Genomic DNA, 26,088 nt, shown 5'->3' on the forward strand with positions numbered 1-26,088 from the left:
GCGGGCGCGGCTGGCGGGCGACCCCGGCTTCGCCGAGTTGCTGCGCCGGACGCGGGACGGCGCGATCGAGGTCTACGGCCACCAGGAGCTGCCCTTCGAGAAGCTGGTCGCCGAGCTGGACCCCGAACGCGACGTCAGCCGCCCGCCGCTGGTCCAGGTGCTGTTCGCGCTGCAGAGCTATCGCGGCGACGGCGAGGGCTTCGAGCCGGACAGCACGACCACCCGGTTCGACCTGGAGCTCTACGCCGCCGAGCGGGGCGACCTGCTGGAGGGCCGCTTCGTCTACAACGCCGAGCTGTTCCGGCCGGAGACGATCGAGCGGCTGGCGCGGCGGTTCGCCGCGCTCCTGCGTGCGGTGGTGGCCTCCCCCGACGTGCCGGTGGGGCGCCTGGACATCCTGCCGGACGAGGAGCGGAAGCAGCTCGCGCGGTGGAACGCCACCGACCGGGAGCATCCGGGCGGGACCCTGCACGAGCTGGTCTTCGCCCAGGCCGAGCGCACGCCGGACGCGACGGCGCTGGTGTTCGAGGGCGACCGGCTGACCTATCGCGAGCTGGCCGACCGGGCCCGCTCGGTGGCCGCCGGGCTGGACGTGCGGGTGGACCAGCCTGTCGGCGTCTGCATGGAACGCGGCCTGGACCTGCCCGTCGTCCTCCTCGGCGTGATGGCGGCGGGCGGCGCGTACCTGCCGCTCGACCCGGCCCACCCGGCGGAGCGCACGCGCGGCATGCTGGCCGACGCGGGCGCCGACCTGATGGTCACGGCGGCGGACGTGCGGCCGGGCCCGGCGTCCGTGGTGCGGGTGCGTGAGGACAACCTGGCCTACGTCATCTTCACCTCCGGATCCACCGGACGGCCCAAGGGCGTGGGCGTCTCCCACCGCGCGATCGTCAACCGGCTGCGCTGGATGCAGGACACCTTCCAGCTCACCCCGCACGACCGCGTCCTGCACAAGACACCCACCACCTTCGACGTCTCGGTCTGGGAACTGTTCTGGCCCCTCATCACCGGCGCCACCATGGTCATCGCCCGGCCCGGCGGCCACCGCGACACCGCCTACCTGCGCGACCTCATCAAGACCGAGAACATCACCACGACACACTTCGTCCCCTCGATGTTGCAAGCCTTCCTGGAAGAAGAGGACATCCAGCTACCACCCCGGATCATCTGCTCCGGCGAAGCCCTCCCACCCGGCCACGACATCCCCGGACTCCACAACCTCTACGGCCCCACCGAAGCAGCCGTCGACGTCACCTGGCACCCCTGCCAGCCCGGAGAACCCACCGTCCCCATCGGCAAACCCATCGACAACACCACCCTGCACGTCCTCGACGAACACCTCCAGGACGTCCCCATCGGCACCCCCGGCGAGCTCCACATCGGCGGCATCCAACTCGCCCGCGGCTACCTCGGCAAACCAGCCCTCACCGCCGAACGCTTCCTCCCCGCACCCAACGGACAACGCCTCTACAAAACCGGCGACCTCGCCCGCTGGCTCCCCTCGGGCGAACTCGAATACCTCGGCCGCACCGACCACCAGATCAAGATCCGCGGCATGCGCGTGGAGCTGGGCGAGATCGAGGCCGTGCTGCGCGAGCAACCCGGCGTGACGGCGGCGGCGGCCAAGCTGGTGAACGGCCGCCTGGTCGGCTACGTCGTCGGCGACGTCCCCGACCTGTCCGACGCGCTGCCGGACTACATGATCCCGACGGCGTGGGTGCGGCTGGACCGCCTGCCCGTCACCGCCAACGGCAAGCTCGACCGCGCCGCCCTCCCCGCGCCCGACCGCCCGGCCGACCTGCCGTGGGAGCCGCCGCGCGGCGCGGCGGAGATCGCCGTCGCGCAGGTCTGGCAGGAGGTTCTCGGCCTCGACCGGGCCGGCCGGCACGACACCTTCTTCGCGGTGGGCGGCGACTCCATCAGCAGCCTCAAGGTCGTGGCCCGGCTGCGCGCCACCGGCTACGACGTGGAACTGCAGCAGTTGTTCACCCATCAGGCGGTCGCCGAACTGGCCGCCGTGCTGCGGCCGCGGCAGGCCGTACCGGAGACCACGGCGGGAGCCTTCGACCTGCTCAGCGTGGCGGACAGAGAGAGGCTCACGCGATGATCATGGACGCCTACCCGCTCAGCGCCCTCCAGGCCGGGATGCTGTACCACAGCGAGCTGGACGGCGTGACCTTCCACGACCACACCACGCTCACGCTGCGCGGCACGTTCGACGAGAGGGCCCTGGTCAGGGCGCTGGACGAGCTGTCGGCCCGGCACGAGGTGCTGCGGACGTCCTTCGACCTGACCGGGTTCAGCGAGCCCGTCCAGCTCGTGCACGACCGCGCGGAGATCCCGCTGACCGTCTCCGGCGGCGAGCCGGAGTACGGGCCGTTCGACTGGACGCGGGCTCCCCTGCTCCGCGTCCACGTGCGGCCCGAGGCCGACCGGTTCGCGCTGACCGTCTACTTCCACCACGCGATCCTCGACGGCTGGAGCGTCGCGAGGCTGGTCAGCGAGCTGCTGGCACGCTATGCGACCCCCGGGCTGCCGGTGGAGCCGCCGGCGGCCCGCTTCCGCGACCTGGTGGCGGCCGAGAAGGCGATGCTCGCCCGGCCGGAGGCGGCGGAGTTCTGGCGGGAGGCGATCGCCGAGGCGCCGGAGGGCCGGTTGCCCCGGATGCCGGGCTACCCCACCGGCGGGCCGCGCGAGGTCGCGGTGCTCGCCACGGCGCTCCCCGCCGACCTGGCCAAGGCGCTGGCCGAGCAGGCGGCCGCCGCCCGGGTGCCGCTGCGCTCGGTGGTGCTCGCGGCGCATGTGCGCGTCATGGCCCTGCTCACCGGCGATCCGGACGTCCTGACGGGGATGCTCACGCACAGCCGTCCGGAGAGCGAGGCCGGTGACGAGGTGCTCGGGCTGTTCCTCAACACCGTCCCGCTGCGGGTGCGGGCCGACGCGCCCGACCTGGTCCAGCGGGTCTTCCGGGCGGAGGTGGCGGCGCTGCCGTACCGGCACTTCCCGCTCTTCGAGATCCAGCGGGCCAGCGGTCGCGCGCGGCTGCTGGACACGCACGTGGACTTCCGCGACTTCCACGTGAACGGCGCCGCCGCCACGCCCATCGAGGGCCAGGACTTCTTCGAGCAGACCGACTTCGCCTTCAGCACGGCCTTCGTCCGGACGCCGGGCCAGGGGCTGACGCTGACCATCTCCTACGACACCACGCAGTTCCCCGCCGATCAGATCGCGGCGATCCGGGACCACTACATCCGCGCCCTGTCCGGGGAGGCCGGCGTCTCGCCGCAGGACGCGGCCCAGCTCGCGCGGTGGAACGCCACCGACCGGGAGCATCCGGGCGGGACCCTGCACGAGCTGGTCTTCGCCCAGGCCGAGCGCACCCCGGACGCGACGGCGCTGGTGTTCGAGGGCGACCGGCTGACCTACCGCGAGCTGGCCGACCGGGCCCGCGCGGTGGCCGCCGGGCTGGACGTGCGGGTGGACCAGCCCGTCGGCGTCTGCATGGAACGCGGCCTGGACCTGCCCGTCGTGCTCCTCGGCGTGATGGCCGCGGGCGGCGCCTATCTGCCGCTCGACCCGGCCGATCCCGAGGAACGGCGGCGCGGCATGCTCGCCGACGCGGGGGCCTCGACCGTGCTCACCGGCGCGGATCCGGGAGACCGCTTCACGCCGCCGACAGTGCGCGAGGACAACCTGGCCTACGTCATCTTCACCTCCGGATCCACCGGACGGCCCAAGGGCGTGGGCGTCTCCCACCGCGCGATCGTCAACCGGCTGCGCTGGATGCAGGACACCTTCCAGCTCACCCCGCACGACCGCGTCCTGCACAAGACACCCACCACCTTCGACGTCTCGGTCTGGGAACTGTTCTGGCCCCTCATCACCGGCGCCACCATGGTCATCGCCCGGCCCGGCGGCCACCGCGACACCGCCTACCTGCGCGACCTCATCAAGACCGAGAACATCACCACCACGCACTTCGTCCCCTCGATGTTGCAAGCCTTCCTGGAAGAAGAGGACATCCAGCTACCACCCCGGATCATCTGCTCCGGCGAAGCCCTCCCACCCGGCCACGACATCCCCGGACTCCACAACCTCTACGGCCCCACCGAAGCAGCCGTCGACGTCACCTGGCACCCCTGCCAGCCCGGAGAACCCACCGTCCCCATCGGCAAACCCGTCGACAACACCACCCTGCACGTCCTCGACGAACACCTCCAGGACGTCCCCATCGGCACCCCCGGCGAGCTCCACATCGGCGGCATCCAACTCGCCCGCGGCTACCTCGGCAAACCAGCCCTCACCGCCGAACGCTTCCTGCCCGCACCCAACGGACAACGCCTCTACAAAACCGGCGACCTCGCCCGCTGGCTCCCCACCGGCGAACTCGAATACCTCGGCCGCACCGACCACCAGATCAAGATCCGCGGCATGCGCGTCGAACCCGGCGAGATCGAGGCCGTCCTGCGCGCCCAGCCGGGGGTCCGCGACGCGGCCGTCACGGCGCACGGGCACAGCCTGGTCGGCTACGTGGTGGGCGACGTGCCCGACCTCCAGGACGTCCTGCCCGACCACCTGATCCCGCGCCGGTGGGTGAGCCTGGACGCCCTCCCCCTCACCCGCAGCGGCAAGCTCGACCGGGCCGCGCTGCCCGCGCCGGAGACGGCGGGCGGCCGGCCGTACGTGCCGCCTCGCGACGAGGTGGAGGCGCGCCTCGCCACGCTCTACGAAGAGGTGCTGCAGGTGCCCGCGGCCGGGATCCTGGACGACTTCTTCGAGCTCGGCGGCCACTCGCTGAGCGCCCTGCGGCTGGCCGCCCGCATCCGCCAGGAGCTGGGGCGGAGCCTGCCCGTGGGCACCGTGCTGACCGCGCCGACGATCAGCAAGCTGGCCAGGGTGCTCCGCCAGCCCGAGGACCTGGCGCCGCCGAGCCACGTCGTGCCGCTCAACCCGGACGGCGACCGCACGCCGATCTTCTTCATCCACGCGCTCGGCGGGCAGGTCTTCCGCTACCACCCGCTGGCCCGCCGCCTCGGCCCCGACCAGCCGGTGTACGCCATCGCCGCGCGCGGGCTGGTGCCCGGCGAGGAGCCGCACGCCACGCTCGCCGAGATGGCCGACGCCTACGTGGCCGACCTGCTGGAGGTGCGGCCGGCGGGACCGTACGTGCTGGGCGGGTTCTGCATCGGCGGGAACATCGCCCTGGAGGTGGCCCGGCGGCTGCGCGAGCGCGGCGAGCAGGTGCCGCTGGTCGTGCTGCTCTACGCCAACGCCGAGGAGCCCGTGGCCGAGGCGTCGCTGGAGGACGACACGGTCCTGCTGTTCCACGCGCTGGCCGGCGGCCCCGAGGAGACCCTCGGGCTGGACCCGGCCGAACTGGCCGCCCGGCCGCCGGAGGAGCAACTGCTCACGGTCATGGGCGCCGCCTCCGCCGCCGACCGGCTGGCGCCCGACACCGCCGAGGTCGAGCAGGCGCGCCGCTACCTGGCCGTGTTCCGGGCCAACGCGCACGCGGTCGGCGGCTTCCGGCACGAGCCCTACGACGGCGACGTCGCGCTCTTCGCGCCCAGGCGCGAGGACGGCAACTGGCCCTCCGTCGCCAAGGGGCGGCTCGCCCACGTCGCGATCCCCGAGGAACGCGTCCCCATCCTGTACGAACCCCTGGTCGCCGGAGCGGCCACCGAGATCAGAAGGTGGATGGATCATGGCATCCCCGACCAGTGAGCAGACGAGCCTGTGGAAGCACCCCGACTTCCTGCGGCTGTGGGCGGGCCAGAGCCTGTCGCAGTTCGGCTCGGCGATCAGCCTCTTCGCGTTCCCCGTCATCGCGGTCACCGTCCTGAACGCCTCCGAGGCGGAGATGGGCGTCGTCGGCTTCCTGCTGCGGCTGCCGATGGTGTTCTTCCTGCTGTTCGGCGTGCTGGCCGACCGGGTGCGCAAGCGGCCCATCCTGATCTGGACGGACGTGGCGCGTTTCGTGCTGCTGATGCTGATCCCCGTCGCCTGGTTCGCCGACCTGCTCACGCTGACCTGGCTCTACGGCGTCATCTTCGCGCTCGGCCTGCTCAGCACGCTCTTCCAGACGGCCTACCGGAGTTACTTCCCGTTCCTGGTGCCGCGGGAGAACTTCATGGAGGGCAACTCCAAGCTGCAGCTGACCGAGTCGGCCGCCCAGACGTTCGGGCCCGGCCTGGCCGCCGCGCTGCTGAAGGTGCTCGCCGCGCCCGCGCTGCTGATCATCGACGCGGTGTCGTACCTGGCCTCCGCCATCGCGGTGTCCCTGATCAAGCGGCCGGAGGCCCGTCCCGAGCCGGACGACAGCACCCCCGGGCAGGTGCACAAGGCGATCTGGCAGGGCATGGGCTGGGTGATGCGGCACGAGCTGATCCGGCCGCTGGCCGTCTCCTCGGCCGTGTACTCGCTGTTCATCCTGGGCTCGATGAACTCGATCTACGCCCTGTACGTGATCCGCGACCTGGGCGTGCCCGCGGCCTGGTTCGGCAGCATCCTGGCCGGCGGCGGCGTGGGCGCGATCATCGGGGCGCTGGTCGCCGTCAAGGTGATGCGCCGCTACGCCATCGGCAAGGTGCTGGTGTGGTCGATGGTGTACGGCAACCTGGCGCTCTTCCTCATCCCGCTGGCCGTCGGGCCGGTCTGGGTGTCGGTCGCGATGCTCGTCGTCGCGCAGCTGGTCAGCGGCGTCAGCTCGCAGATCTTCTTCGTCACCAACACCAGCCTGGTGCAGACGGTCACCCCGCCGCACCTCCAGGGCCGGGTGGTGGCCTCGATCTACTCCCTGGGCCTGATCCCCGCCCCGCTGGGCGCGCTCGGCGCCGGCCTGCTGGCCGGCGCCGTGGGGACGCGCACGACGCTGTGGGCGGTCATCGCCGTCGGCGCGCTGGTGCCGATCGCGGCGATGGCCTGGTCGCCGCTGGCCAAGCTCATCGGGATGCCGCAGCCAGACTCGCAATGAGCCGCAACTGACGGCTGCGCAGCCGCCGGGTGGGCGTGACCAGGCCGACGATCAGCGTGGTCGCGCCCGCCTCCTGGTAGGCCGCCATCCGCTCGCGCACCTTGCCCGCGGGGCCGCACATGGTCATCGCGTCCACGAGCGCGTCGGGCAGCATCGCCATGGCCTCGCCCTGCCGCCCGTCCAGGAAGGCCTCCTGCATGCGGGCGGCCTCCTGCTCGAAGCCGAGCGTGGCGGCCAGGCGGTTGTAGAAGTTGGTCCGGCGCGAGCCCATGCCGCCGAGGTAGAGGGCGAGCATGGGCCGCATCATGTCGTAGGCCAGCTCCTGGTCCTCCTCGACGAGCGTGAGCACCATGGGCGCGACGTCCAGGGCCGCGCCGTTCAGGTGCTTGGCCATGCGGGCCAGGTGGTCGGGCGGGAAGTGGATGGCCAGCCAGCCGTCGGCCAGCTCGCCGGCCAGCGCGACGGTCTTCGGGCCCATCGCGGCCAGGTAGACCGGCAGCCGCTCCTGCACCGGCGCGACGGCCAGCGTCAGCTCCTTGCCCTCGCTGCCGGGCAGGGGCAGCGTCATCGTGGGCCCCTCGTGCCGGACCGGCTCGCCGTCCAGCGCCTTGCGCACCACCTGGAGGTAGTCGCGGGCGCGGGCCAGCGGCCGTTCGAAGCGCTCGCCGTGCCAGCCCTCGACCACCTGCGGGCCGGACGGTCCCACGCCCAGCCGGGCGCGGCCGCCGGAGACCTGGTCGAGGGTGGCCGCCGTCATCGCCGCGACCACGGGCTTGCGTCCCGACATCTGCAGCACGCCGGTGCCGAGCGCGATCCGCTCGGTCTGCCCGGCGATCCAGGCCAGCAGGCTCGCCGGGTCGGTCCCGTAGGTCTCGGCCGCCCACACGGACGAATAGCCCAGGGCCTCCGCCTCGCGGACCAGCGCCAGGTGGTCGGCGGGGCCGAGGCCCGCGCCGCCCCAGTAGCTCATGCTGTAACCGAGGCGCATCCCATCTCCTCAACGATCGCGGCGGCCAGGGCGTCCGGGGTCTCCTCGGCCAGCCAGTGGGTGGAGTCGAGCTCCTTCAACGCGGGCCTGTGCACGCTCTGCCGCCGCCAGCCCAGGAGGCCGCCCCGGGTCAGCGAGGCGTCCCTGGCTCCGTACAGGACGGAGATCGGCACCGGCAGCGGCGGCCCCGGCCGGTGGTGGTAGCCGGCCAGCAGCCCGAAGTCGGCGCGCAGCGCCGGCTCCAGCACCGGCCAGAGCGCCTCCCGGTCGGCCAGCTCCGGCGGGACGCCGCCGAGCTCGATCAGCTGCTCCCAGAACAGCCACGACGGCAACGACGGCAGGCGGCGCAGCAGCAGGGTCACGTCCGGCGCGGCGAACGAGCCCACGACCAGCCGTTCCGGCCGCCCGCCCAGCTCGACCACGCGCCGGCAGACGAGGAAGGCCAGCAGCGCCCCGCTGCAGTAGCCGAACAGCGTGTACGGCTCCCGCCATCCGGCCAGGTCGCGCGCCAGGTCGTCGACCAGCCCTTCGAGGTCGGTCCGCGGCTCTTCGGCGAGCCTGGCCTGACGTCCCGGCAGGTTGACCGACCACAGGCCCACCTCGGGCGGGAGGTGCCCGGCGAGCTCGCCGAGCGAGGCCGGGCCGCCGCCCGCGTGCGGGAAGGCGATCAACGCCCGCTCCCCCTCCTTGACCTGGACGTACCACGGCGTCATCGGGCTTCCCCCAGGTGCAGGGCCAGTTCGGCCGGCGTCGGATGGTCGAACACGGCCCGTACCGAGACGGCGCGGCCCGCCAGCTCCTCCAGCGGGCCGATCAGCCGGACGGCCAGCACGGAGTGGCCGCCGTTGAGGAAGAAGTTGTCGTGCGGCCCGAGCCCCGGCCGGTTCAGCGCCTCGCTCCACAGCGCCACCACCTGCCGGACCAGCCCGTCGCCCGCCTCGCGCGCCGGGGCGCGGCCCTCGTCGGGCACCTTCAGCTCGCGGTAGGCGATCTTGCCGTTGGCCGTGGTGGGCAGCCTGCCGGTGACGACATACCGGGTGGGGACGGCGTAGTCGGGCAGCCGCGTCCTGGCGAAGCGCCACAGCTCCTCCTCGGCGGGCTCGCCGGTGACCTCCAGGAAGGCGGCGAGCCGTCCGTCGGTCTGCGGGTCGCCGTCGAGGATCACCGCGGCCGTGCGCACCGCCTCGTGCTCGTGCAGCGCGGCCTCGACCTCGCCGAGCTCGATGCGGTGGCCGCGCAGCTTGATCTGCCGGTCGTCGCGGCCGAGCAGCTCCAGCCCGCCGTCGTGGCGGATGCGCGCGCGGTCGCCGGTCCGGTAGAACCGGCCGTACCGGTCGTGGTGCCCGAAGCGCTGCGCCGTCAGCTCGGGACGGCCGAGGTAGCCCGCGCTCACTCCCGCGCCGGCGACGCACAGCTCGCCCGGCACGCCCGGCGGCAGCTCGCGGCCCGCGGCGTCGGTGACGAAGATCTGGGTGTTGGCCAGCGGCTCCCCGGCGGGCACCGGGTCGGACGGCGGCTCGCGCAGCTCGGCGGCGGTGGACCAGATGGTCGTCTCGGTCGGCCCGTAGACGTTGAACACCCGGCAGCCCAGCTCCAGCAGGTCCCTGGCCAGGACGGCGGGCATCGGCTCGCCGCCGCACAGCACCGTGCGCCCGGCCAGCTCGCGCCCGGCCTCCGGCGCGATCAGCCGCCACGCGGTGGGGGTGGCCTGCACGACCTGGACGCCGCTCGCGGCGATCAGCTCCAGGAACCTGCCCGGCTGGAGCTGGTCCTCGTCGGAGGCCACGACCACGGTGCCGCCGGAGGCCAGCGGCAACAGCAGTTCCAGCCAGGAGATGTCGAAGGAGGTGGTGGTGGACCACAGGACGCTGGTGGGCGCGCCCAGCCGGTCGGCGAAGTCCAGCACGAGGTTCGTCAGGTTCCCGTGCGTGACCTGCACGCCCTTGGGCCGCCCGGTGGAGCCGGAGGTGTAGATGACATACGCGATGTTCCCGGCCTCGGCGGGTCCGGGCTCCCCCGGCGTGCCGGGCATCGGCACGACCGGCGTCCCGCCCGCCCACTGCGGGCTGCCCGCCGCGACGACCAGCCGCGCCCCCGAGTCGGCCACCTGGTAGGCCAGGCGCGACTCCGGTTGCCGCACGTCCAGGGGCAGGAAGGCCGCTCCGGCCTGCCACACGCCGAGGACCGCCGCCACCAGGTCCGCCGAGCGTCCCAGGGCCAGGGCGACGACGTCGCCGTCGCCCACCCCCCGCTCGCGCAGCAGGTCGCGGACGGCGGCCGCGCGTCCCAGCAGTTCGTCGTAGGTGACCTCGCGCCCGCCCTCGCGCACCGCCACGGCCGGGCCCGGCAGGATGCGCCCGGCCAGCGTGCCCGGCCAGGTGCGGCCCGTGTCGTTGATCCGGTCGAGCAACGCCCGGTCGGCCGGGGAGAACCCGTCCGGCACGCCGCCGCGCGCCGCCTGCCGCACCACCGCGCACAGCCTGGCGGTGAACGCCGCGATCTCGTCCTCGTCGTGCACCTCGGTGCTGTGCACCATGCGGACGGTGAGCCGGTCCGGCTCCTGGATGACGTTGCACTGCATGTCCAGGCGGCTGCGGTCGATCAGGTCGTCGACGTATCCGGGCACCTCGCCCTGGATGTGCACCTTCTCGTCGCTCCAGGGCCGGTAGTTGAACATGTGCCGGAACAGCGGGACCCGCCAGTCGTCCGTGCCGTGCCCGCGGCGGGTCAGCACCGCCTCCACCGAGGCCCCGGCGTGCTCGACGCCCTCGGCGAACGCCTCCTCCACGCGCCTGGCGACCTGCTCGAAGTCGTCGTCCAGCTCGACGCGGACGCGCAGCGGCAGGGTGCTCACGGCGTAGCCGACGCGCCGGTGCTCCTCGCCGGTCTTGGTGCTGACCGGCATGCCGACCACCAGGTCCGGGCCGGCGCCGTGCCCGCGCAGCGTCAGCAGGAAGGCGGTGGCCAGCACGATGTTGCCGGTGGTGCGCAGCCTGGCGCGCAGCTCGTCCAGGGCCGCGACCGTCTCGGCGTCCACCTGCCAGGAGCAGGTGTGCCCGGCGAACGTCGGACGGCCCGGCGAGTGCCGGCTGCCCGGCAGCACCATGGCGTCGGGGTCGACGCCGTCGAGCCGGTCCAGCCAGTAGGCGATCGACTCCTCCGGCGGCTCCCCCGGCTCCAGCATCGGCGCGGGCCCCGCCAGCTCCGGGGGCAGCGGGCCGTGCCCGGTCTGGCTGTCGTAGAAGCGGCCCAGCTCCTCCACCAGGAGCTGCATGGAGGTGCCGTCGATGATGATGTGGTGGCCGGCCAGGCACACCACGGTGCCCGCGCCGTCGGGCAGGGTGAAGTGTCCCACTCTGACGAGCAGGTCGCGGCCGAGGTCGAAGGGCTCGTCCAGGAAGGACCGCAGGTCGGCGACCAGCGTCTCCTCCGTCGTGGCCCGGGTCTCGACCTTCAGCTGGGCGTCCTGGGGCGCCACCAGGTGCCGGACGGGCGTCCCGTCCACGACGGGGAACCGCAGGCGCAGCGCCGGATGCCGCTTGACCAGCCGGTTCGCCGCGATCTGCAGCGGCAGCCGGCGCAGCGGCGTCGCGAACCTGAGCGCCACCGCCAGGTTCGACACGCCGCTGTCCGGCGCGAGCTGCTCCAGCACCCAGAACGAGTACGGCACCGCCGACAGCGGGCGCGGCTCCTCCACGGAGGCGGGCAGCTCCGGCTGCGGCCGCGGGACGGGGACGCGTTGCAGCGGATGGTCGGGGTCGAGCGCGGCCCAGTCCACCCGGCCGCCGCCCGTCCAGAACCTGGCCACGGCGGCCAGCAACCCCGCCCGGTCGGGACCTGCCTCGACCTCGGCCCCGGCGTTCGCCCGCGTGAGGGCGGCGAGCGTGTCGTGCGGCGAGGGGTCGTCCGCGAGGGCCGCCGGGTCCGGGACGTCCGGCAGGACGCCCCAGGCGGCGAGGGTGGCGGCCAGCCCGTAGGCGGCGGTGAGGGCGGGCGACGCCTGGACGCCGCGGGCTTCGAGGACCTCTTCGCACACGTCCACGGCCTCGGTGAACACCGGTTCCACGCCGTACAGGCCGGCCGTCTCGGCGGAGAGGGCCGGGCGGACCGGCTCCTGCTCGTAGGCGTGCTCCCGGCCCAGCGCGCGGGCGGCCTCCGCGGCGCTGCGGCAGACCACCGCGCCGCGCACGGGGTGGTGGACGCGTCCCTGCTGGAGGGTGCCGGCCACGTCGGCGTAGCGGTCCTCCGGCAGCCCGGCGAGGAAGCCGGCCAGGCCGCGCCGTACCGACTCGGCCTCCTCCCGGGTGCGGCCGGACCACACCACGACCCGCGGACGGCCGTCGCCCGGCGCGTGCACCTGCGGGTAGCCTTCCTCGACCGCCAGGTCGTCGGGCCAGATCACCCGGTGCACCAGGTCGCCGTCGAGCAGCGCCCGGTCGAGCAGCCGCAGGACCAGGGTGCCGCGCAGCGTTCCCGGCGGCAGCTCGGCGGCGTCGGTCACGGCGAGCTCGCACTCCCCGGCCAGCAGCGCCGCGCACGCCTTGCCCACCCCGCCGAACACCCCGACGGCCTGCGCTCCTGGATCGTGCCCGGCCTCCTCGGCGGCCCCCGGCTCCAGCGGGAAGCGCCCCACCGCGATCACCGCGACGGGCTGTTCGTGCGAGGTCACCGACCTTCCTCGCGGATCCTGGCGCGCACGTCGCGGCGGCTGCCGCCCAGCGGACGGCGGCGGACGCCGTCCTGCCGGGCCGGGGCGGCCGTCTGGCCCTTCGCGATCAGGTGCGAGAGCGCACGCAGGTTCGGGTGGGTGAACATCGCGGTGACCGGCAGCTTCAGGCCCAGCGCCTCGGTGATCTCCTCGTGCAGCTCGACCAGCGCGAGCGAGTCGAAACCGGCTTCGAAGAAGTTGAGGTCGGGGTCGAGGGCGCGGCCTAACCTGCGCTCCACGAGTGATGCAACCGCGTCGGCCTGGGTCATCCGGCGTCCTTCGTCTCGCCTGCGATCGGACGGGATCACCGTCCGCCTCCCAGCATCCTTCCCGAGCGCCGTAATCCACCACAAGCCCGTATTTATCGGGATTTCGGTCACGCAATAAGTCCGTGGAGCCGCCGCGCCGGGCCTGACATGGCGCGACGCGGCCGGGGAGCACGCACCGAGCAGGACCGCTCGCCGACCGTACGCACCGCACCCCCGGGAACGCGCACCGGGAGCGGCGGCGGGGGCGGCGGGGGCGGCGCTCACCCGGTGGCGCCGCCGGGAGGCTCGGCCTTGAGGCGGTCGGCGATGTCGGTCCTGAGGGCCTTCTTGTCGATCTTCCCGACCTTGGTCCAGGCGAGCTCCTCGACGACGACCAGCCGCTCGGGCAGCTTGTAGCGGGCGACCTCCGCGCGCTCCATCCCCGCCCGGATCTCCTCCAGCGTGACCGTCGCCCCGGCCCGCGGCACGACGTACACGCACACGCGCTCCCCGAGCACGGGGTCCGGCATGGCCACGGCGGCGACCTGGCTCACGGCGGGAAGCCGGTACACGAGGTTCTCGATCTCCTCGGCGGAGATCTTCTCCCCGCCCCGGTTGATCATGTCCTTGTCGCGACCGGCCACCACGAGGTTGCCCTCGGGGGTGCGCAGGCAGATGTCACCCGTGCGGAACCAGCCGTCGCCCGTGAACGAGCGGGCGTTGTGCTCGGCCGCCCGGTAGTACCCGCGCGGGGTGTACGGGCCCCGGGTGAGCAGCAGCCCCGCCTGGCCGTCCGGCACGTCCCGGTCCTGCTCGTCCACGATCCTGATCTCGTCGGCGGGGCACAGGGGACGGCCCTGCGTGCCGCACACCGTCTGCGCGGGGTCGTCGAGGCGGGTGAAGTTCAGCAGGCCCTCCGCCATGCCGAACACCTGCTGCAACCTCGCCCCGAGCACCGGCTCGACCTGGCACGCCAGCTCGTCCGCGAGGCGGGCGCCGCCGACCTGGACGACCCGCAGGGTGGCGAGCTGCCCGGCGCCGTGCTGGGCGGCCCGCTCCAGCCAGCGGCCGGCGACCGCGGGCACCACCGCGGTGTGCGTGACGCCTTCCGCCTCGATCGTGGCGAAGGCCCGTACCGGCTCGGGCGAGGGCAGCATGACCACCCGGCCCCCGGCGAGCAGGACGCCCAGGATCCCCGGGCAGGCGAGCGGGAAGTTGTGCCCGGCGGGCAGGCTGACCAGGTACACGGAGTCCTTGGTGACGCCGGCGACCTCGGCGCTGGCCCGGGCGTTGTAGGCGTAGTCGTCGTGGGTGCGGGCGATGAGCTTGGGCAGGCCCGTCGTGCCCCCGGACAGCAGGAAGACGGCGACGTCCCGGGAGGAGGGAGCGGGCAGGTCGAAGCCGGTCCGGCCGGTGGGCGGGCCGCACAGGGCCCGCAGGTCGACGCTGCCGGGCGCGACGTCGTCCCCGGCGACCAGCACCCGCCATCCGGCCCCGGTGGCGGCGCGCACGTCGGCCGCCAGGTCGTGGGCGAGCCGCTGGTGGTCGAAGTCCCTGCTCCGGTCGGGGACGGCGATCGCCACCGCCTCGGCGTGCACGGCCAGATACGTCAGCTCGGCCCGGCGATGGGCGGGCAGCGCCATCACCGGCACGACGCCCGCGCGCAGGCACGCCAGCAGCAGGACGACGAACTCCCACGAGTTGCCCAGCTGCATGACGATCCGCTCGCCCGGCGCGATGCCGAGGTCGCGCAGGCGCACGGCGGCGGCGTCGGCGCGATCGGCCAGCTCGCCGTACGTGAGGCGCAGGTTCGGCCCGTCGACCAGCGCGACGGCGTCCGGATCGCGGTCGGCCGCCTCGCGCAGCAGGGTGCCGATCGCGACCCCGGCCCAGTAGCCCTGCTCGGTGAATCGGGTGACGTCGGCGTCGGGCCAGGGCACGGTGTGCTCAGTGATCGGTGCGGGCATCGTCGGCCTTCCTGGTGAGGATCACGGCGTCAAGCGCGATCAGACCTCGCTGCGTGAGCCGGAGCGGATTGACCTCGATCTCGTCCAGGAGCGGGTTGGCGACGAGCAGGTCGCCGAGCCTGGAGACGATCGTGCCGAGGTCTTCGGGGTCGAGGACGGGGCCGCCGCGCCACCCGGCGAGCAGGGCCCGCCCGGCCAGTTCGGCCGCCATGCCGGCGGCTTCGCCGGGAGACAGCGGGGCGAGCCGGACGGCGACGTCGGCCAGGGCCTCGGCCACCGTGCCGCCCAGCCCGACGAGCACCACGGGCCCGAAGACGGGGTCGCGCCGCGCGCCGGCCACCAGATCGACGCCGGCCGGCGCCATGGCCTCCACCAGGTAGCGGCGCGCGCCCGCCGCGTCCAGGGCGTCGAGCGCGGCGTCCAGCTCGGCGTGGGTGGACACGTCCAGGTGCACGCCGCCGATCTCCGTCTTGTGCAGGACGTCGGCGTCCAGCAGCTTGACGGCCGCCGCCGTCCCGAGGGAGTCGAAGGCGGCGTGGGCGGCGGCCCGGCCGGCGCAGGCGTGGCGGGGCATGGTCGTCACGCCCAGCCGTCCGAGCAGGGCCTTGCCGGTGTGCTCGTCGTACCGGGCGGCCGGGACGGCCGGGGCCCGCCAGAGGGCGGAGGCGGCCGGGCGGGGCGTCCGCGCGCGGGCGTCGGCCAGCAGCGCGGCGGTGGCGGCGGCGACGCCCCGGGCGTCGGCGGCCACCGGCACGCCCGACCCGCGCAGGGCCGCCCGGTCGCGGACGACGTCGTCGCCGGTGCCCGCCAGCCCGAGGACGACGGGAACGCCGCCGCTCAGCCCCTCGGCGACGGCCGCGACGACGTCGGCCGCGTCCGGTTCGTGCAGGACGTACCCCGCGACGACGTGGACGCCGGGGTCGGCGCCGGTGGCGGCGAGCACCGCGCCCAGCTCGGGCCCCGGACGGCCGGTGTCGACCGGGTTGCGCTGGAAGGTCAGCGGCGGCAGCAGCCCGGCCAGGGTCTCCCGGGTGCCGGGAGCCAGCTCGGGCACCCGGATCCCGCGTCCGCGCAGGTCGTCGAGGAGCAGCAGGCCGGGACCCGCCTGGGCGGTCACCACCCCCACCCCCGGGTCGGCGCACGGGCGGGCCCGCGTCACCGCGAGCGCGCCGACGGCGTCGACGAGTTCGCGTTCGTCGTCCACGAGGACCGCCCCCGCCTGGGCCAGCGCGGCGCGCGTGGTGCGCCAGGAGGTCGCCAGCGCCCCCGTGTGCGAGGCGGCGAAGGCCCCGACGTCGTGGTGGCCGACGACCAGGGCGACGACCGGCCGGGTCGCGGTGAGGCGGCGCACGCTCTCGACCAGCCGGGGCCCGTCCGCCACCGACTCCACGTGCAGCGCGACGGCGGCGGTGCGGGGGTCGTCGGCGAGGTGGTCGAGGACGTCGGGGGCGGTGACGCCGGCCGCGTTCCCGAGGCCGACGGCGAGGCTGACGCCGTGCCCCGCCTCGGTCAGCGCGAACGCCAGGGCGTGGTTGACGCCGCCGCTGGCGGCCACGACGGCGACGGCGCCCGGCCGCACCCGGTGGGCGCCGGGGACGAAGCTGGCGGTCAGCCGCGCGTGCGGGGCGAGGAAGCCGCTGGTGTTGGGGCCGAGGAGGCGCAGGCCCGCGTCACGGGCGATGGCGGCGAGCCGTCGCTGGTGCTCGATCCCGGCGCCGCCCGTCTCGGCGAACCCGCCGCCGCACACGACGGCCGCCCGCACGCCCGCGTCCGCCGCCTCGGCGAGCACGCCGGCGCAGGCCGCGGCGGGCACGCAGAGCAGCGCGAGATCCACGGGGCCCGCCGCGGCGGCGGCGCCGACGGAGGGGTACATGGCGTCGTCGCGCGCGTTCACCAGCGCCAGGAACCCGCCGAAACCGGACAGCGAGCGGGCCATGGCGGCGCCCAGCTTGCCCGGGTCCCTGGACGCGCCGACGACCGCGACACCCCGCGGCCCGAACAACGGCCCAAGACCGCCCACGCGAGCACCCCGGTCGGGGCCGAGGCCGCCCACGTGCGCACTCCGATCGGATCCGAGGCCGCCCTCGCGGGCCCCCCGGTCGGGGCCGAGGCCGTTCATGAGAGCACTCCGACCAGGTCCGCGCGGCCGGAGAGGACCGTGGTCAGCGCCCGGTCGCGGTCGGCTTCCGGTTCGATCAGCAGGGCGGGCAGTCCCGCGCGCATCCGTGCCTCCTCGCACAGCCGGGTACGGGTCAGGGCCGTGCCGCCGTGCACTGCGACCAGGATCGCCCCGGCCGCCGCGAACCCGGACAGGTCGGGCAGGCCGTCCTCGGCGTCCGGCGCCTCCAGCAGGGCGCCCCACGCGCCGGGCAGCGGCGTCGCCGAGAGCGGCAGATCGTTCTTCCCCCGGACGGCGGCGGGAGCGCCGTCCGCGCCGGGCAGGACGTCGAGCAGCCGGCCGGACGCCGACCACCCGGCGGCCTCGAAGCCCGTCTCCAGGGGCGCGGCGCCGTGCAGGTCACGCCACCGGCGATGGGCCGAGGCGACGAACCGCGGCGCGCGTCTGGCCAGGCGCGCGTCGGAGATGCTGCGGGACAGGAAGTGGTAGGCGAACTGCCACGGCTCAAGGGCGTCGTGGTAGCTGCCGAAGCTCTCCCACCAGGCGAGGCTGGGCCGAGCGGAGTCCTGGATGTGCCGGACCGGCGGCTGGGCGGCCCGCTCGTAGCCCGCGAGCGCGGCCGCCAGGTCGCCGGGGTGGTCGGCCAGCGCCCGCGCGAGCGCGACGGCGTCCTCCATGGCCATCTTGGTGCCCGAGCCCACCGAGAAGTGCGCGGTGTGCGCGGCGTCGCCGAGCAGCACGACGGGCCGCGGGGCCGTCGTGTGCCAGTGGCGGGTGCGGCGGGTGCGGAAACTGGCCCACCGGGAGTTGTTGGTGAGCAGCCGGCCGCCCGCGATGTGCTCGGCGAACAACGTCTCCAGGTACGCCTTCGAGCGCAGGTCGCTCTCGCCGGGCGGCAGGCTCTCGTCGAACGCGTCGAGACCGGCCCGCCGCCAGGACGCCTCGTCGGTCTCCACGATGAACGTCGACATGGTGTCGGAGATCGGATACCCGTGCACCGCGAAGACGCCGTCGGGGCCGCGTTCGTGGACGAAGGTGAGCCCGTCGAAGAGGTGGTCGGTGCCGAACCAGATGAACTTGGCCGCGGCGGTCTCCACCTGTGAGCCGAGGCCGGGGCCGAGCTCCTCGCGGATCCGCGAGGAGGCCCCGTCGGCGGCCACCACCAGGTCGTAGCCGGTCAGGTCGGCGAGCCGCGCCTCGGTGGAGAAGCGCAGGTCCGCCCCGACCGCGCGGGCCCGCTCCTGCAGGAGCAGGAGGAGGGTGCGCCGGACGACCGCGGCCATGCCGTTGCCGCCGCACCTGATCCGCTCACCCTTCAGCCGGACCTCGATGTCGTCCCAGTGCCTGCCGTGCTCGGCCAGGGCCGCGCGCAGCACGGGGTCCGCCTCGTGGATCGCCTCCAGGGTCCGGTCGGAGAAGACCACCCCGAAGCCGAAGGTGTCGTCGGCGCGGTTGCGCTCGAAGACGGTCACCTCCGACGACGGGTCCGCCTGCCGGATCAGCGCGGCGAAGAACAACCCGCCGGGCCCGCCGCCGGCCACCGCGATGCGCATGGCCCGCTACTCCTTGGTCGCCAGGCCGAGGATCCGGCCGAGCACGGCGCTCAGCGCCGCCTCCGGATCATCCGCCATCGACGCGGACCGCCAGGCCACCATGTGGTCGGGACGGACCAGGAGCACCCCGTCCTCCCCGACCTCGGACAGGGCGCGGTAGTCGCCGTAGCCGTCCTCGTAGTCGCAGCCGCGGCCGATCGACCGCACCCGGACGGGCACGCCCAGCCGCTCGGAGACGCGCTCGGCCGCCTCCCGCCAGGCCGCGCCGCCGACGCCGGTGAGCAGGGTGAACCGGCCCCGGCCGCACAGGTCGAAGGTGGAGACGCGCTGCTGGTCCCGGGTCAGCCACACGTGCGGCAGGTGGCGTCCCGGGCGGGTGGAGGCGAAGTAGTAGACCTCCTCGTCCCGCGGCGCGGGCTGCTCGGGCGTGCCGTCGGGCACGATCGCGCCGGAGGCGTAGTGCTGGTTGGTCTCGACGCCGTGCGTGTTGAAGCACATGATCGTGGCCTGCATCGCGGCGTCGAACGCCTGCCGCCGCTCGGCGCCCTCGGCCGTCGGCGGGAGCAGGCCGTCGAGGGCGGCGCGCAGTTCCTCGGCGCCGGAGGCGGGCGGCAGGCGCAGCGCCATGAAGAGCTGCGGCATCAGCCCGTCGCTGCGCTTGGCGCGCTGGACGATCTGCCTGGCGACCGGCAGCCGCTCGTCCCGGTAGCTGTCGAGCAGCGCGGGCGTGGCCTCGCCGCGCACCACCATGGCGAGCTTCCAGCACAGGTTGTAGCTGTCCTGGATGGAGGTGTTGGAGCCGAGGCCGTTCATCGGCGAGTGCCGGTGCACGGCGTCGCCGACGCAGATGACCCGGCCCGCCATGTTGTCGGCGGCGTAGACATCGTTGACCGCCCAGGTCGAGATCGACTCCACCTTCACCGGCACCTGGTCGTCGCCGATCAGCTGGTGGGCGATGCGGACGCCGTCCTCCTCGGTGAGCGAGGGCCGCCCGGCCTCGACGTCGTAGCCCCAGACGCCGACCCACTTGGTCCACGGGCGCACCATGCGCAGCACGCCGATGCCGTTGCCGTCGTGGCCGACGCCCGGCTGGATGAACCAGTACATGTCGCCCGGACGGTGTTCGACGAAGCGGGTGAGGTCGGCCTCGAACACCACGTTGATCGAGCCGCCGAGCCCCATCTTGCCGACCAGCGGCAGGCCCGCCTGCGCGGCGACGGTCGAGTTGCCGCTGTCCGCGCCGATCAGGTACTTGCTGCGGATGCCGTACTCCTGGCCGGTCAGCCGGTCCTTGACCAGGGCGGTCACGCCGTCGTCGTCCTGCGTGAACGTCAGCAGCTCGGTGTTGAAGCGCACGGACGACCCGCGCGCGGCGGCGGCGTTGACCAGGATGGGCTCCAGCACGTGCTGCGGCAGGTCGCACACCGAGCACGGGCTGGCCAGGTCGTGCTCGGCCTTGAAGTGCGGGTGGGTGTACCAGGTGCGCAGGCGGCCGAGCTCCTGGCCGGCCAGGCTGGTGGCGTACACGTGCTCGCCCATCAGGTGCTGCGGGGTGGCGTTCTTGGTCACCTCGCCTTCCAGCCCGAGGTCGCGCAGCACCTCGACGCCGCGCTGGTTGGTGATGTGCGCGCGCGGCGTGTTCGAGACCCCGGCGTACTTGTTGAGCACCACGTTGGCGATGCCGTACGTCGAGAGCAGCGCCGCGGCGGTGGCGCCCGCCGGCCCGGCGCCGACGATCAGCACGTCCGTCTCCACGACGGGGGTGAGGGTTTCCATGTCAATGGCTCCTAGAAGGGGGGACGTCAGTGCCGGTGGCCCCAGAGGTCGGGCCCGGGGATCTCGGTGACCTGCCAGGTCGCGTCGTCGATGAGCACGCCGCCGCTGCCGAACTCGGTGTGCACCCCCACCGGGGACTCGGCGTAGAAGGAGAACATCTGGTCGTTGCTGTGCCGGCCGAGCGTCATGGTGACCGGGACGTCGCGGTCGAGCACCAGGTCGTAGGTCCGCCCGACCTGGTCCATGTCGGGGACCTCCAGCATGAAGTGGTGCAGGAACGGCTGGTGGATGCCGAAGAACGGGCCGTCCACGAAGGCGATGCTGTGGTGGCGCGGGTTCGTGTGCAGGAACGTGGCCTGGAACGGCCTGCGCATCGTGTCGCTGATCTTGAAGCCCAGGACGTCGGTGTAGAACCGCTGCTGGGCGGCCACGTCCGGGCTGGCCAGCACCACGTGGCCGAGGCCGAGGTCGCCCGTGACGAACCGCTCGATGTCCCGCGCCGAGGTGAACTGCCCCTCGCCCGCCGACGCCCCGTGGAACAGCTCCACCCGGTTGCCCGCCGGGTCGAGGAAGTGCGCCATGCCGGCCACGCGGCGGATCTCCAGCTCGCGCTGGGTCGCCTGGTGGGCCACGACGCCGTGGTCGCTCAGCTCGTCGAGCGCGGCGCTCAGCGCGCCGGCGTCGGCGACCTCCCAGCCGTAGTAGGCGCCGCCGTCCTGCTCGCCGGCCTCGACGGTGATGCGGTGGTGCACGTCGTCGATGCGGAAGTGGGTGGCGCCGTCCTCCCCCGCGACCCGCTGCATGCCGAGGATGTCCGTGGCGTAGGCGGTGAAGGCGTCCGGCTCGCGCGCGGACAGGCCGAGGTAGCCGAGCTGCTTGATGTCCATGCCTGATGTCTCCTGTCGTACGAGGTCAGAACGCGTCGGTGAGGAAGCCCCGCAGCAGCGCCGCGTACTCGGCGGCGCGCTCGATCTGCACCCAGTGGCCGCAGTGCGGGAAGACGTGCAGCTGCGCGTTGGGCAGGTGCTGCTGGAGGAAGACGCTGGAGTCGGGGGTGACGAACCGGTCCTCGCGGCCGTGCACGATGAGGAACGGGTGCGGCATACGGCGCAGCGCCGACGGCGGCACGGCCATCTCGGCGGGCGAGGAGGAGAAGAAGCGCTCGAAGGACCGCCGCACCTCGGGCCGCATGACCTCCTGGTAACGCGTCTCGGTGATCTCCGCGATCGACGTGCCGAGCGCGTCCTCGTCGTGGACGAACCACTTGGTGAGGTTCTCCAGCGCGCTGATCGTCGGGTCCTTGTAGAAGGACACCATCCGCATGACCTCGGGCGTCGGCTGCGAGTGCCCGCCCGCGCTGCCCATCAGGGAGATCCGGGCGAAGCGCTGCGGCGCCGTCATCGCCAGGTGCATGGCCAGGGCGCCGCCCATCGAGTTGCCGACCAGGTGCGCCCGCTCGACGCCGCGGGCGTCCATCAGGGCGAGCACCTGCTCGACCCGCATGCGCATCCAGCCGGTCAGGCTGCCCGGCATGTCCTCGGGATGGTCGGTGCGGCCGTAGCCGACGAGGTCGGGGGCCAGCACGTGATAGTCGTCGCCGAGTGCGGGGATGAAGCCGCTCCAGTTCGACACCGCGTTGGCGCCGGGGCCGCCGCCGTGCAGCAGGATCACGGTCTCGCGGTTGTCGTCGCCGCTTTCCAGAAAAAACGTGGAATAGCCGTTGGTCTCGACGATGCGCTCGGTCACTGGAATGGTTTCCTTCCCGTGCTGTACGGGCATTGCCCGGCATGATCTGTTGATCGGGCGGACGGCTGTGATCGGCCCGCGGGGCGACGGCGGGCTTGCCACTCGCACCCCTCGCATTGCTAACTTGTGCGCTGTCGCACCACCGTAGACGGACACCACGTTGATGCGCTTCGTACGATCTGTCGTTAGTTGTCGGCGCCGATCCGACGCTGTGTCGCAGGAGAGGAGCAACCCCGGTGAGCCTTGATGACGCCGTGCAAGATCTGGCCGATCGCCTGGGCGTGGCGCTCGTGGTGGTCGATCGCGACCTGAGGACCGCGGCGTTCAGCGTCCACGACACCGACGGGCGGCTCGCCCGGCTGGCCCGGTTGCTCGCCGGCTCGACCGCCCCGCTGACGAAGCCGCTGGTGGAGCAGCGTCGGCTGCGCCAGGCCAGGCACGGCGTCCGGGTCCCCCAGGACGACGGCGAGCTGGTCGTGCTGCCGTTGCGCCATGAGCAGCAACTGCTCGGCTACGTCTATTACGTCGAGGACCGGGAGACGCCGCGGGCCGACGACCTCGCGGTGCTGGAATCGGCCGCGCCGGAAATGGGCGCGCTGCTGTCGTTGCGCATATCCGACCGCCGGCACGGCACCGAGAATTCCCGTCAGCTGCTCGCGGAATTGCTCGGAGAATCGCCGGAGAAACGCGCGGAGGCGGCCGGGAAACTCGTCCGGGACAATCTCATCGACGATGTCGAGCATTATTCGGTGCTCGTTCTCCGGGCCCCTGAGTCGGCGCCCAGATCCATTACCCGGCTGGCCGTCGAGGCGACCCTCGAATTCACCACGAGATCGACCACGGTGAAAATCGTCGGCGCGGTCCTGGGGGCCGAGGGAATTGTGCTCTTCCCGCGTCCGGTGAATCACGACAGGCTCGAACGCGCGCTCGCCGGGCCGGGTCTGGAGGCGGTCGTGGCGGGCGTGGGCAGCGTGAAGCCGTCGCTGGCGCAGGCGGTCGACTCCTACCACGAGGCCCGCCTCGCCCAGCGTGCCGCGCGCCTCGATCCGCAGCGGTACGGCAAGCGCGTCTTCTGGGACGAGCTGGGCCTCGACCGCCTGTTCCTGCAACTGCCGCTCGACCGGCTGACGCCGAGCCAGTTCCCCGACGGGGTGCGGCGCCTGCTGGCCGCGCCGCACGGCGTCGAGCTCGCCGCGACGCTGGAGGGCTACCTCGACAGCGGCGGCGAGGTCCAGAGCGCGGCACGGCGGCTGCGCATCCACCGCAGCACGCTCTACTACCGGCTCGACCGCATCCGCGAGGTCATCGGCTGCGACATCACCGACGGGTCCGTCCGCCTGGAACTGCACGCCGGTCTGCGCATCGCCCGCCTGGCCGGACTGTGGCCGCACGAGTGAGCGCCGTGGCCGCGCTGTAGGACCGTTCCGGAGGGCGAGACGGGTCCTGCCGTCATGTTGCCGTCGTGTTGCCGCCCGCTTGCCCGCCACCGGCAAGCCCGGCGTCGACCGGCGCGCAACCGGCTCCGCCGATCGTGGTCCGGACCGCGATCGGAAGGGACGGCCGCCATGGAACAGCGCAGGGTGATCGAACGGCACGGCGTCTCGGCCATGCCCGAGCATCGCCGCACCGCCCGCCCCGCGAGCGTGACGTGGGTGCTGGTGGGATCGAACCTGTCGCTCAGCGCGACGGTGTTCGGCTGGCTGCCCGTCACGTACGGCCTGAGCTGGTGGCAGATCGTCGCGGCCGCCGTGACCGGCACCGCGCTCGGCCTGCTGGCGGCGGCGCCGCTGGCGCTGCTGGGCTTCCGGGCCGGGACGAGCAACACGGTGGCCGCGGGCGCGCACTTCGGCGTGCGCGGCCGGCTGGTGGGCTCGCTGATCGGGCTGCTGCTGTCCCTGGGATACACGGCGGTGGCGATCTGGACGGGCGGCGAGGCCGTCGTGGTCGTCCTCGCCCGGGTGAGCGGCGCGATGCCGGGCGAGGCGGCCCGCGCGGCGGCCTACGCGGGCATCGCGGTGCTGGTGGCGGCCCTGGCCGTCGGCGGGTTCGAGCTGATCTCCCGGATCAGCGCGCTGCTGGTGGCGCCGATGGCGCTGGTGCTGGCCACCGGGGTGGTCGCGTACGCGCCGGGCTTCGACCCGTCCTGGTCCGCGGCCGTCGCGGACGGGCCGGGCGGCGCATCGGCGTGGATTCTCGCCCTGGTCACGGCCGGGATCAGCGGCCCGGTCGCCTACGCCACGATCATCGGCGACTACACGCGTTACCTGTCGCCCAGACGGCACAGCGCGGCGAGCGTGGTGTGGTCGTCGGCCGCCGGGCTGTTCTGCGGACTGCTGGCGCCCACGTTGTTCGGCGCCTTCGTGGCGATCTCGACGCGGGCGGGGAGCGCGTACCTGGAGAGCCTGGTGCGGGCGGCCCCGGCCTGGTACGTGCCGCTGCTGCTGTTCGCCGGCGTGGCCGGGTGCCTGGGCGCGGCGGGCGTGCCGCTGTACAACATGGGGCTGGAGCTGCACGGCCTGTTCCCGCGCACGTCCAGGACGGCCGGAGCGGCGGTGGCGACGGCGCTCACGGTCGGGCTGGTGTTCGCCGGCCGTTCCACGGTGGGGGTGGAGCAGGCCGTGACCGGGTTCGTCGTGGTGCTGACCGTGCTGGCCACGCCGTGGGCGGTCATCGCGCTGATCGGCCACCTGCGCTGCGGACGGGTGTACGACGTGCGGGACCTGCAGGTGCACAACAAGAGCCTGTCGGGCGGCCGCTACTGGTACGCCGGCGGCTGGAACCCGCGCGCCTGCGCCGCCTGGCTGGCCGGCGCCGCCGTCGGCCTGCTGGACGCCGACAGCCCCCTCTACACCGGCCCGCTGGTCGGCCTGACCGGCGGCCTGGACGTCGGCTTCCTGCTATCGGCGCTGGTCGCGGCCTGCGTCTACCTGCTGCTCGGCACCGGGCACCGGGCCGGCGAGCCGATCCCCGACTGGCGGCAGACGTACCTGTGGCCCGCCGCCGGCCGCTGAAGCCTGGAAGGAGAACCGAGATGACGGTCATCGTCGTCCTGTCGATCGCGGTGGTCGCCGTGCCGATGGCGGTGTGGACGCTCGTCCGCGACCGGCTCAGGACGTCCGGCGCGGCGTGCACGGAGGCGCTGGCCGAGGCCGGCCGGCGGCTCGACCCCGACGCGGGGAAGAGCCCGCCGTGCCTGTTCGACCCGGCGCACGGGCCGTCCACGGAGACGGTCGTGTGGCGGCCGGGCGGGAACTCCCGTCCTCGCCCGGTCCCGTGCTGCGCCCTCGACGCGGCCGCGGTGGAGGCCGGCCGCGTCCCCGCCTACCGGTACGTGACCGGCGGCGACGGAGAGGTGCGCTACTTCGACGCCTACGGGCTGTACGCTTCCTGGCTGCTGGGCCACTTCAGCGGCTTCGACACCGACCTCACCGCCCGGCTGCTGGCCGGCACGCCGCTGGGCGCCCACCTGCCCGACCTCATCAGGGGAGCGTCATGAGCCTCGATCACACCCGAGCGACCCGGCTGTGCCCGGTGGACGACCTGGACGACCGTCTGCGGGCCGCGGTCACGGACTACGCCGCGCAGCAGCTTCTCGGCGACCTGGCGGAGACGGCCGACGTGTGCTGCGAGACCCGCAGCGTCCCCGTCCCGCAGCCGGGCCGAGGGCGGCGCGGCCTGCTGAACGGGCTGTTCGGCGCCGCGTCCAGGGCGGCCGGGCTGGAGATCGGGCCGTTCACCACGGCGGCCGTCGTCACGCCGGGCGTGATCGTGATCGCCACCGTCACCGACCGGGGCACGCAGGTGCGGCTGGGCGCCCGGCTGGCGGACGTGTCGCTGCACGTCGCCGGCCCCGTGCCGGACGGGCGGGCCGCGGGGGTCGACGTACAGGCGCGCTGGTTCGGGTCGTCGGAGGCCAGCTCGTACCTGCTGCCGCTGGACACCGGGCCCGCCGGGCAGGCGTTCCTGGCCCGGCTGCGCGAGCTGACCGCCGCGGCCCGGCACAGGTGAGC

Annotated in this window: 17 protein-coding genes (1 of these 17 cut by a window edge); 7 read left to right on the forward strand and 10 right to left on the reverse strand. The window is 73.8% G+C overall.

Annotated features, from left to right (window positions below):
• The 3 genes in view from ACIBST_RS03100 to ACIBST_RS03110 are tightly spaced (each overlapping or abutting the next) and all read left to right on the forward strand, a layout consistent with a single transcriptional unit that may run on beyond the window.
• A protein-coding gene (locus tag ACIBST_RS03100; RefSeq protein ID WP_397168603.1) for an amino acid adenylation domain-containing protein crosses the window boundary here: on the forward strand, positions 1–2,107 show its 3' portion. Its footprint begins 926 nt before the window's first position; the window shows 2,107 of its 3,033 coding nt (coding positions 927–3,033); its start codon lies beyond the left edge, outside the window; the stop codon is at positions 2,105–2,107.
• Positions 2,104–5,724, forward strand: coding sequence for an amino acid adenylation domain-containing protein (locus ACIBST_RS03105; RefSeq protein WP_397168605.1), 3,621 nt, complete (start codon positions 2,104–2,106; stop codon positions 5,722–5,724). Before ACIBST_RS03100 ends, ACIBST_RS03105 begins: the two co-directional genes overlap by 4 nt.
• On the forward strand, positions 5,705–6,973 hold the full coding sequence (locus ACIBST_RS03110) for an MFS transporter (RefSeq protein ID WP_397168606.1): 1,269 nt from the start codon (positions 5,705–5,707) through the stop codon (positions 6,971–6,973). Before ACIBST_RS03105 ends, ACIBST_RS03110 begins: the two co-directional genes overlap by 20 nt.
• Here ACIBST_RS03110 and ACIBST_RS03115 read toward each other — a convergent pair.
• The 10 genes from ACIBST_RS03115 to ACIBST_RS03160 all read right to left on the reverse strand — a co-directional run bounded on the left by ACIBST_RS03115 (position 6,942) and on the right by ACIBST_RS03160 (position 22,078).
• On the reverse strand, positions 6,942–7,961 hold the full coding sequence (locus tag ACIBST_RS03115) for an LLM class F420-dependent oxidoreductase (protein ID WP_397168607.1): 1,020 nt from the start codon (positions 7,959–7,961) through the stop codon (positions 6,942–6,944). The two genes, ACIBST_RS03110 and ACIBST_RS03115, sit on opposite strands and share 32 nt — an antisense overlap.
• Positions 7,940–8,674 carry a thioesterase II family protein gene (locus ACIBST_RS03120; RefSeq protein ID WP_397168608.1) on the reverse strand — a complete coding sequence of 245 codons (735 nt, stop codon included), beginning with the start codon at positions 8,672–8,674 and terminating at the stop codon, positions 7,940–7,942. Before ACIBST_RS03120 ends, ACIBST_RS03115 begins: the two co-directional genes overlap by 22 nt.
• Positions 8,671–12,630: an amino acid adenylation domain-containing protein gene (locus ACIBST_RS03125; RefSeq protein ID WP_397168610.1), complete on the reverse strand. Its 3,960-nt coding sequence runs from the start codon at positions 12,628–12,630 to the stop codon at positions 8,671–8,673. The genes ACIBST_RS03120 and ACIBST_RS03125 overlap by 4 nt, the downstream gene beginning before the upstream one ends.
• Positions 12,627–12,938 (reverse strand): acyl carrier protein, encoded by a 312-nt coding sequence (locus ACIBST_RS03130; RefSeq protein WP_397168612.1) that lies wholly within the window; start codon positions 12,936–12,938, stop codon positions 12,627–12,629. Before ACIBST_RS03130 ends, ACIBST_RS03125 begins: the two co-directional genes overlap by 4 nt.
• A 260-nt stretch (positions 12,939–13,198) precedes the next feature.
• Positions 13,199–14,884, reverse strand: a complete 1,686-nt coding sequence (locus ACIBST_RS03135) for a (2,3-dihydroxybenzoyl)adenylate synthase (RefSeq protein WP_397168613.1) — start codon at positions 14,882–14,884, stop codon at positions 13,199–13,201.
• On the reverse strand, positions 14,865–16,904 hold the full coding sequence (locus ACIBST_RS03140) for an acetate--CoA ligase family protein (protein WP_397168615.1): 2,040 nt from the start codon (positions 16,902–16,904) through the stop codon (positions 14,865–14,867). The genes ACIBST_RS03135 and ACIBST_RS03140 overlap by 20 nt, the downstream gene beginning before the upstream one ends.
• Before the next feature lie 95 nt (positions 16,905–16,999).
• On the reverse strand, positions 17,000–18,556 hold the full coding sequence (locus ACIBST_RS03145; protein WP_397168616.1) for an FAD-dependent monooxygenase: 1,557 nt from the start codon (positions 18,554–18,556) through the stop codon (positions 17,000–17,002).
• Between the two features lie 6 nt (positions 18,557–18,562).
• The gene (locus tag ACIBST_RS03150; RefSeq protein ID WP_397168618.1) at positions 18,563–20,332 is read right to left on the reverse strand and encodes an FAD-dependent oxidoreductase; all 1,770 of its coding nucleotides are present in this window, start codon (positions 20,330–20,332) and stop codon (positions 18,563–18,565) included.
• 26 nt (positions 20,333–20,358) lie between these two features.
• Positions 20,359–21,219: a VOC family protein gene (locus tag ACIBST_RS03155; protein ID WP_397168620.1), complete on the reverse strand. Its 861-nt coding sequence runs from the start codon at positions 21,217–21,219 to the stop codon at positions 20,359–20,361.
• A gap of 25 nt (positions 21,220–21,244) precedes the next feature.
• Positions 21,245–22,078 (reverse strand): alpha/beta fold hydrolase, encoded by an 834-nt coding sequence (locus ACIBST_RS03160; RefSeq protein WP_397168621.1) that lies wholly within the window; start codon positions 22,076–22,078, stop codon positions 21,245–21,247.
• Between the two features lie 236 nt (positions 22,079–22,314).
• On the opposite strand from ACIBST_RS03160, the gene ACIBST_RS03165 reads away from it, so the two are divergent.
• From ACIBST_RS03165 to ACIBST_RS03180, 4 genes are all read left to right on the forward strand, one after another.
• Positions 22,315–23,475 carry a PucR family transcriptional regulator gene (locus ACIBST_RS03165; RefSeq protein WP_397168623.1) on the forward strand — a complete coding sequence of 387 codons (1,161 nt, stop codon included), beginning with the start codon at positions 22,315–22,317 and terminating at the stop codon, positions 23,473–23,475.
• Between the two features lie 168 nt (positions 23,476–23,643).
• Positions 23,644–25,089 (forward strand): purine-cytosine permease family protein, encoded by a 1,446-nt coding sequence (locus ACIBST_RS03170; protein WP_397168625.1) that lies wholly within the window; start codon positions 23,644–23,646, stop codon positions 25,087–25,089.
• A gap of 20 nt (positions 25,090–25,109) precedes the next feature.
• Positions 25,110–25,574: a hypothetical protein gene (locus ACIBST_RS03175; RefSeq protein WP_397168626.1), complete on the forward strand. Its 465-nt coding sequence runs from the start codon at positions 25,110–25,112 to the stop codon at positions 25,572–25,574.
• Entirely contained in the window at positions 25,571–26,086 is a 516-nt protein-coding gene (locus ACIBST_RS03180; protein ID WP_397168628.1) for a hypothetical protein, read from the forward strand. Before ACIBST_RS03175 ends, ACIBST_RS03180 begins: the two co-directional genes overlap by 4 nt.
• Positions 26,087–26,088: the final 2 nt, after the last annotated feature.

The sequence above is a fragment of the Nonomuraea sp. NPDC049684 genome (assembly GCF_044465345.1).
Lineage (GTDB): Bacteria > Actinomycetota > Actinomycetes > Streptosporangiales > Streptosporangiaceae > Nonomuraea.

Excerpts from the sequence above, each read along its gene's own strand:
- ACIBST_RS03175 (WP_397168626.1), top strand. The coding sequence starts at position 25,110 with ATGACGGTCATCGTCGTCCTGTCGATCGCGGTGGTCGCCGTGCCGATG.
- ACIBST_RS03110 (WP_397168606.1), top strand. The coding sequence starts at position 5,705 with ATGGCATCCCCGACCAGTGAGCAGACGAGCCTGTGGAAGCACCCCGAC.
- ACIBST_RS03135 (WP_397168613.1), bottom strand. The coding sequence starts at position 14,884 with ATGCCCGCACCGATCACTGAGCACACCGTGCCCTGGCCCGACGCCGAC.
- ACIBST_RS03155 (WP_397168620.1), bottom strand. The coding sequence starts at position 21,219 with ATGGACATCAAGCAGCTCGGCTACCTCGGCCTGTCCGCGCGCGAGCCG.
- ACIBST_RS03115 (WP_397168607.1), bottom strand. The coding sequence starts at position 7,961 with ATGCGCCTCGGTTACAGCATGAGCTACTGGGGCGGCGCGGGCCTCGGC.
- ACIBST_RS03180 (WP_397168628.1), top strand. The coding sequence starts at position 25,571 with ATGAGCCTCGATCACACCCGAGCGACCCGGCTGTGCCCGGTGGACGAC.
- ACIBST_RS03170 (WP_397168625.1), top strand. The coding sequence starts at position 23,644 with ATGGAACAGCGCAGGGTGATCGAACGGCACGGCGTCTCGGCCATGCCC.
- ACIBST_RS03105 (WP_397168605.1), top strand. The coding sequence starts at position 2,104 with ATGATCATGGACGCCTACCCGCTCAGCGCCCTCCAGGCCGGGATGCTG.
- ACIBST_RS03145 (WP_397168616.1), bottom strand. The coding sequence starts at position 18,556 with ATGCGCATCGCGGTGGCCGGCGGCGGGCCCGGCGGGTTGTTCTTCGCC.
- ACIBST_RS03120 (WP_397168608.1), bottom strand. The coding sequence starts at position 8,674 with ATGACGCCGTGGTACGTCCAGGTCAAGGAGGGGGAGCGGGCGTTGATC.
- ACIBST_RS03150 (WP_397168618.1), bottom strand. The coding sequence starts at position 20,332 with ATGGAAACCCTCACCCCCGTCGTGGAGACGGACGTGCTGATCGTCGGC.
- ACIBST_RS03130 (WP_397168612.1), bottom strand. The coding sequence starts at position 12,938 with ATGACCCAGGCCGACGCGGTTGCATCACTCGTGGAGCGCAGGTTAGGC.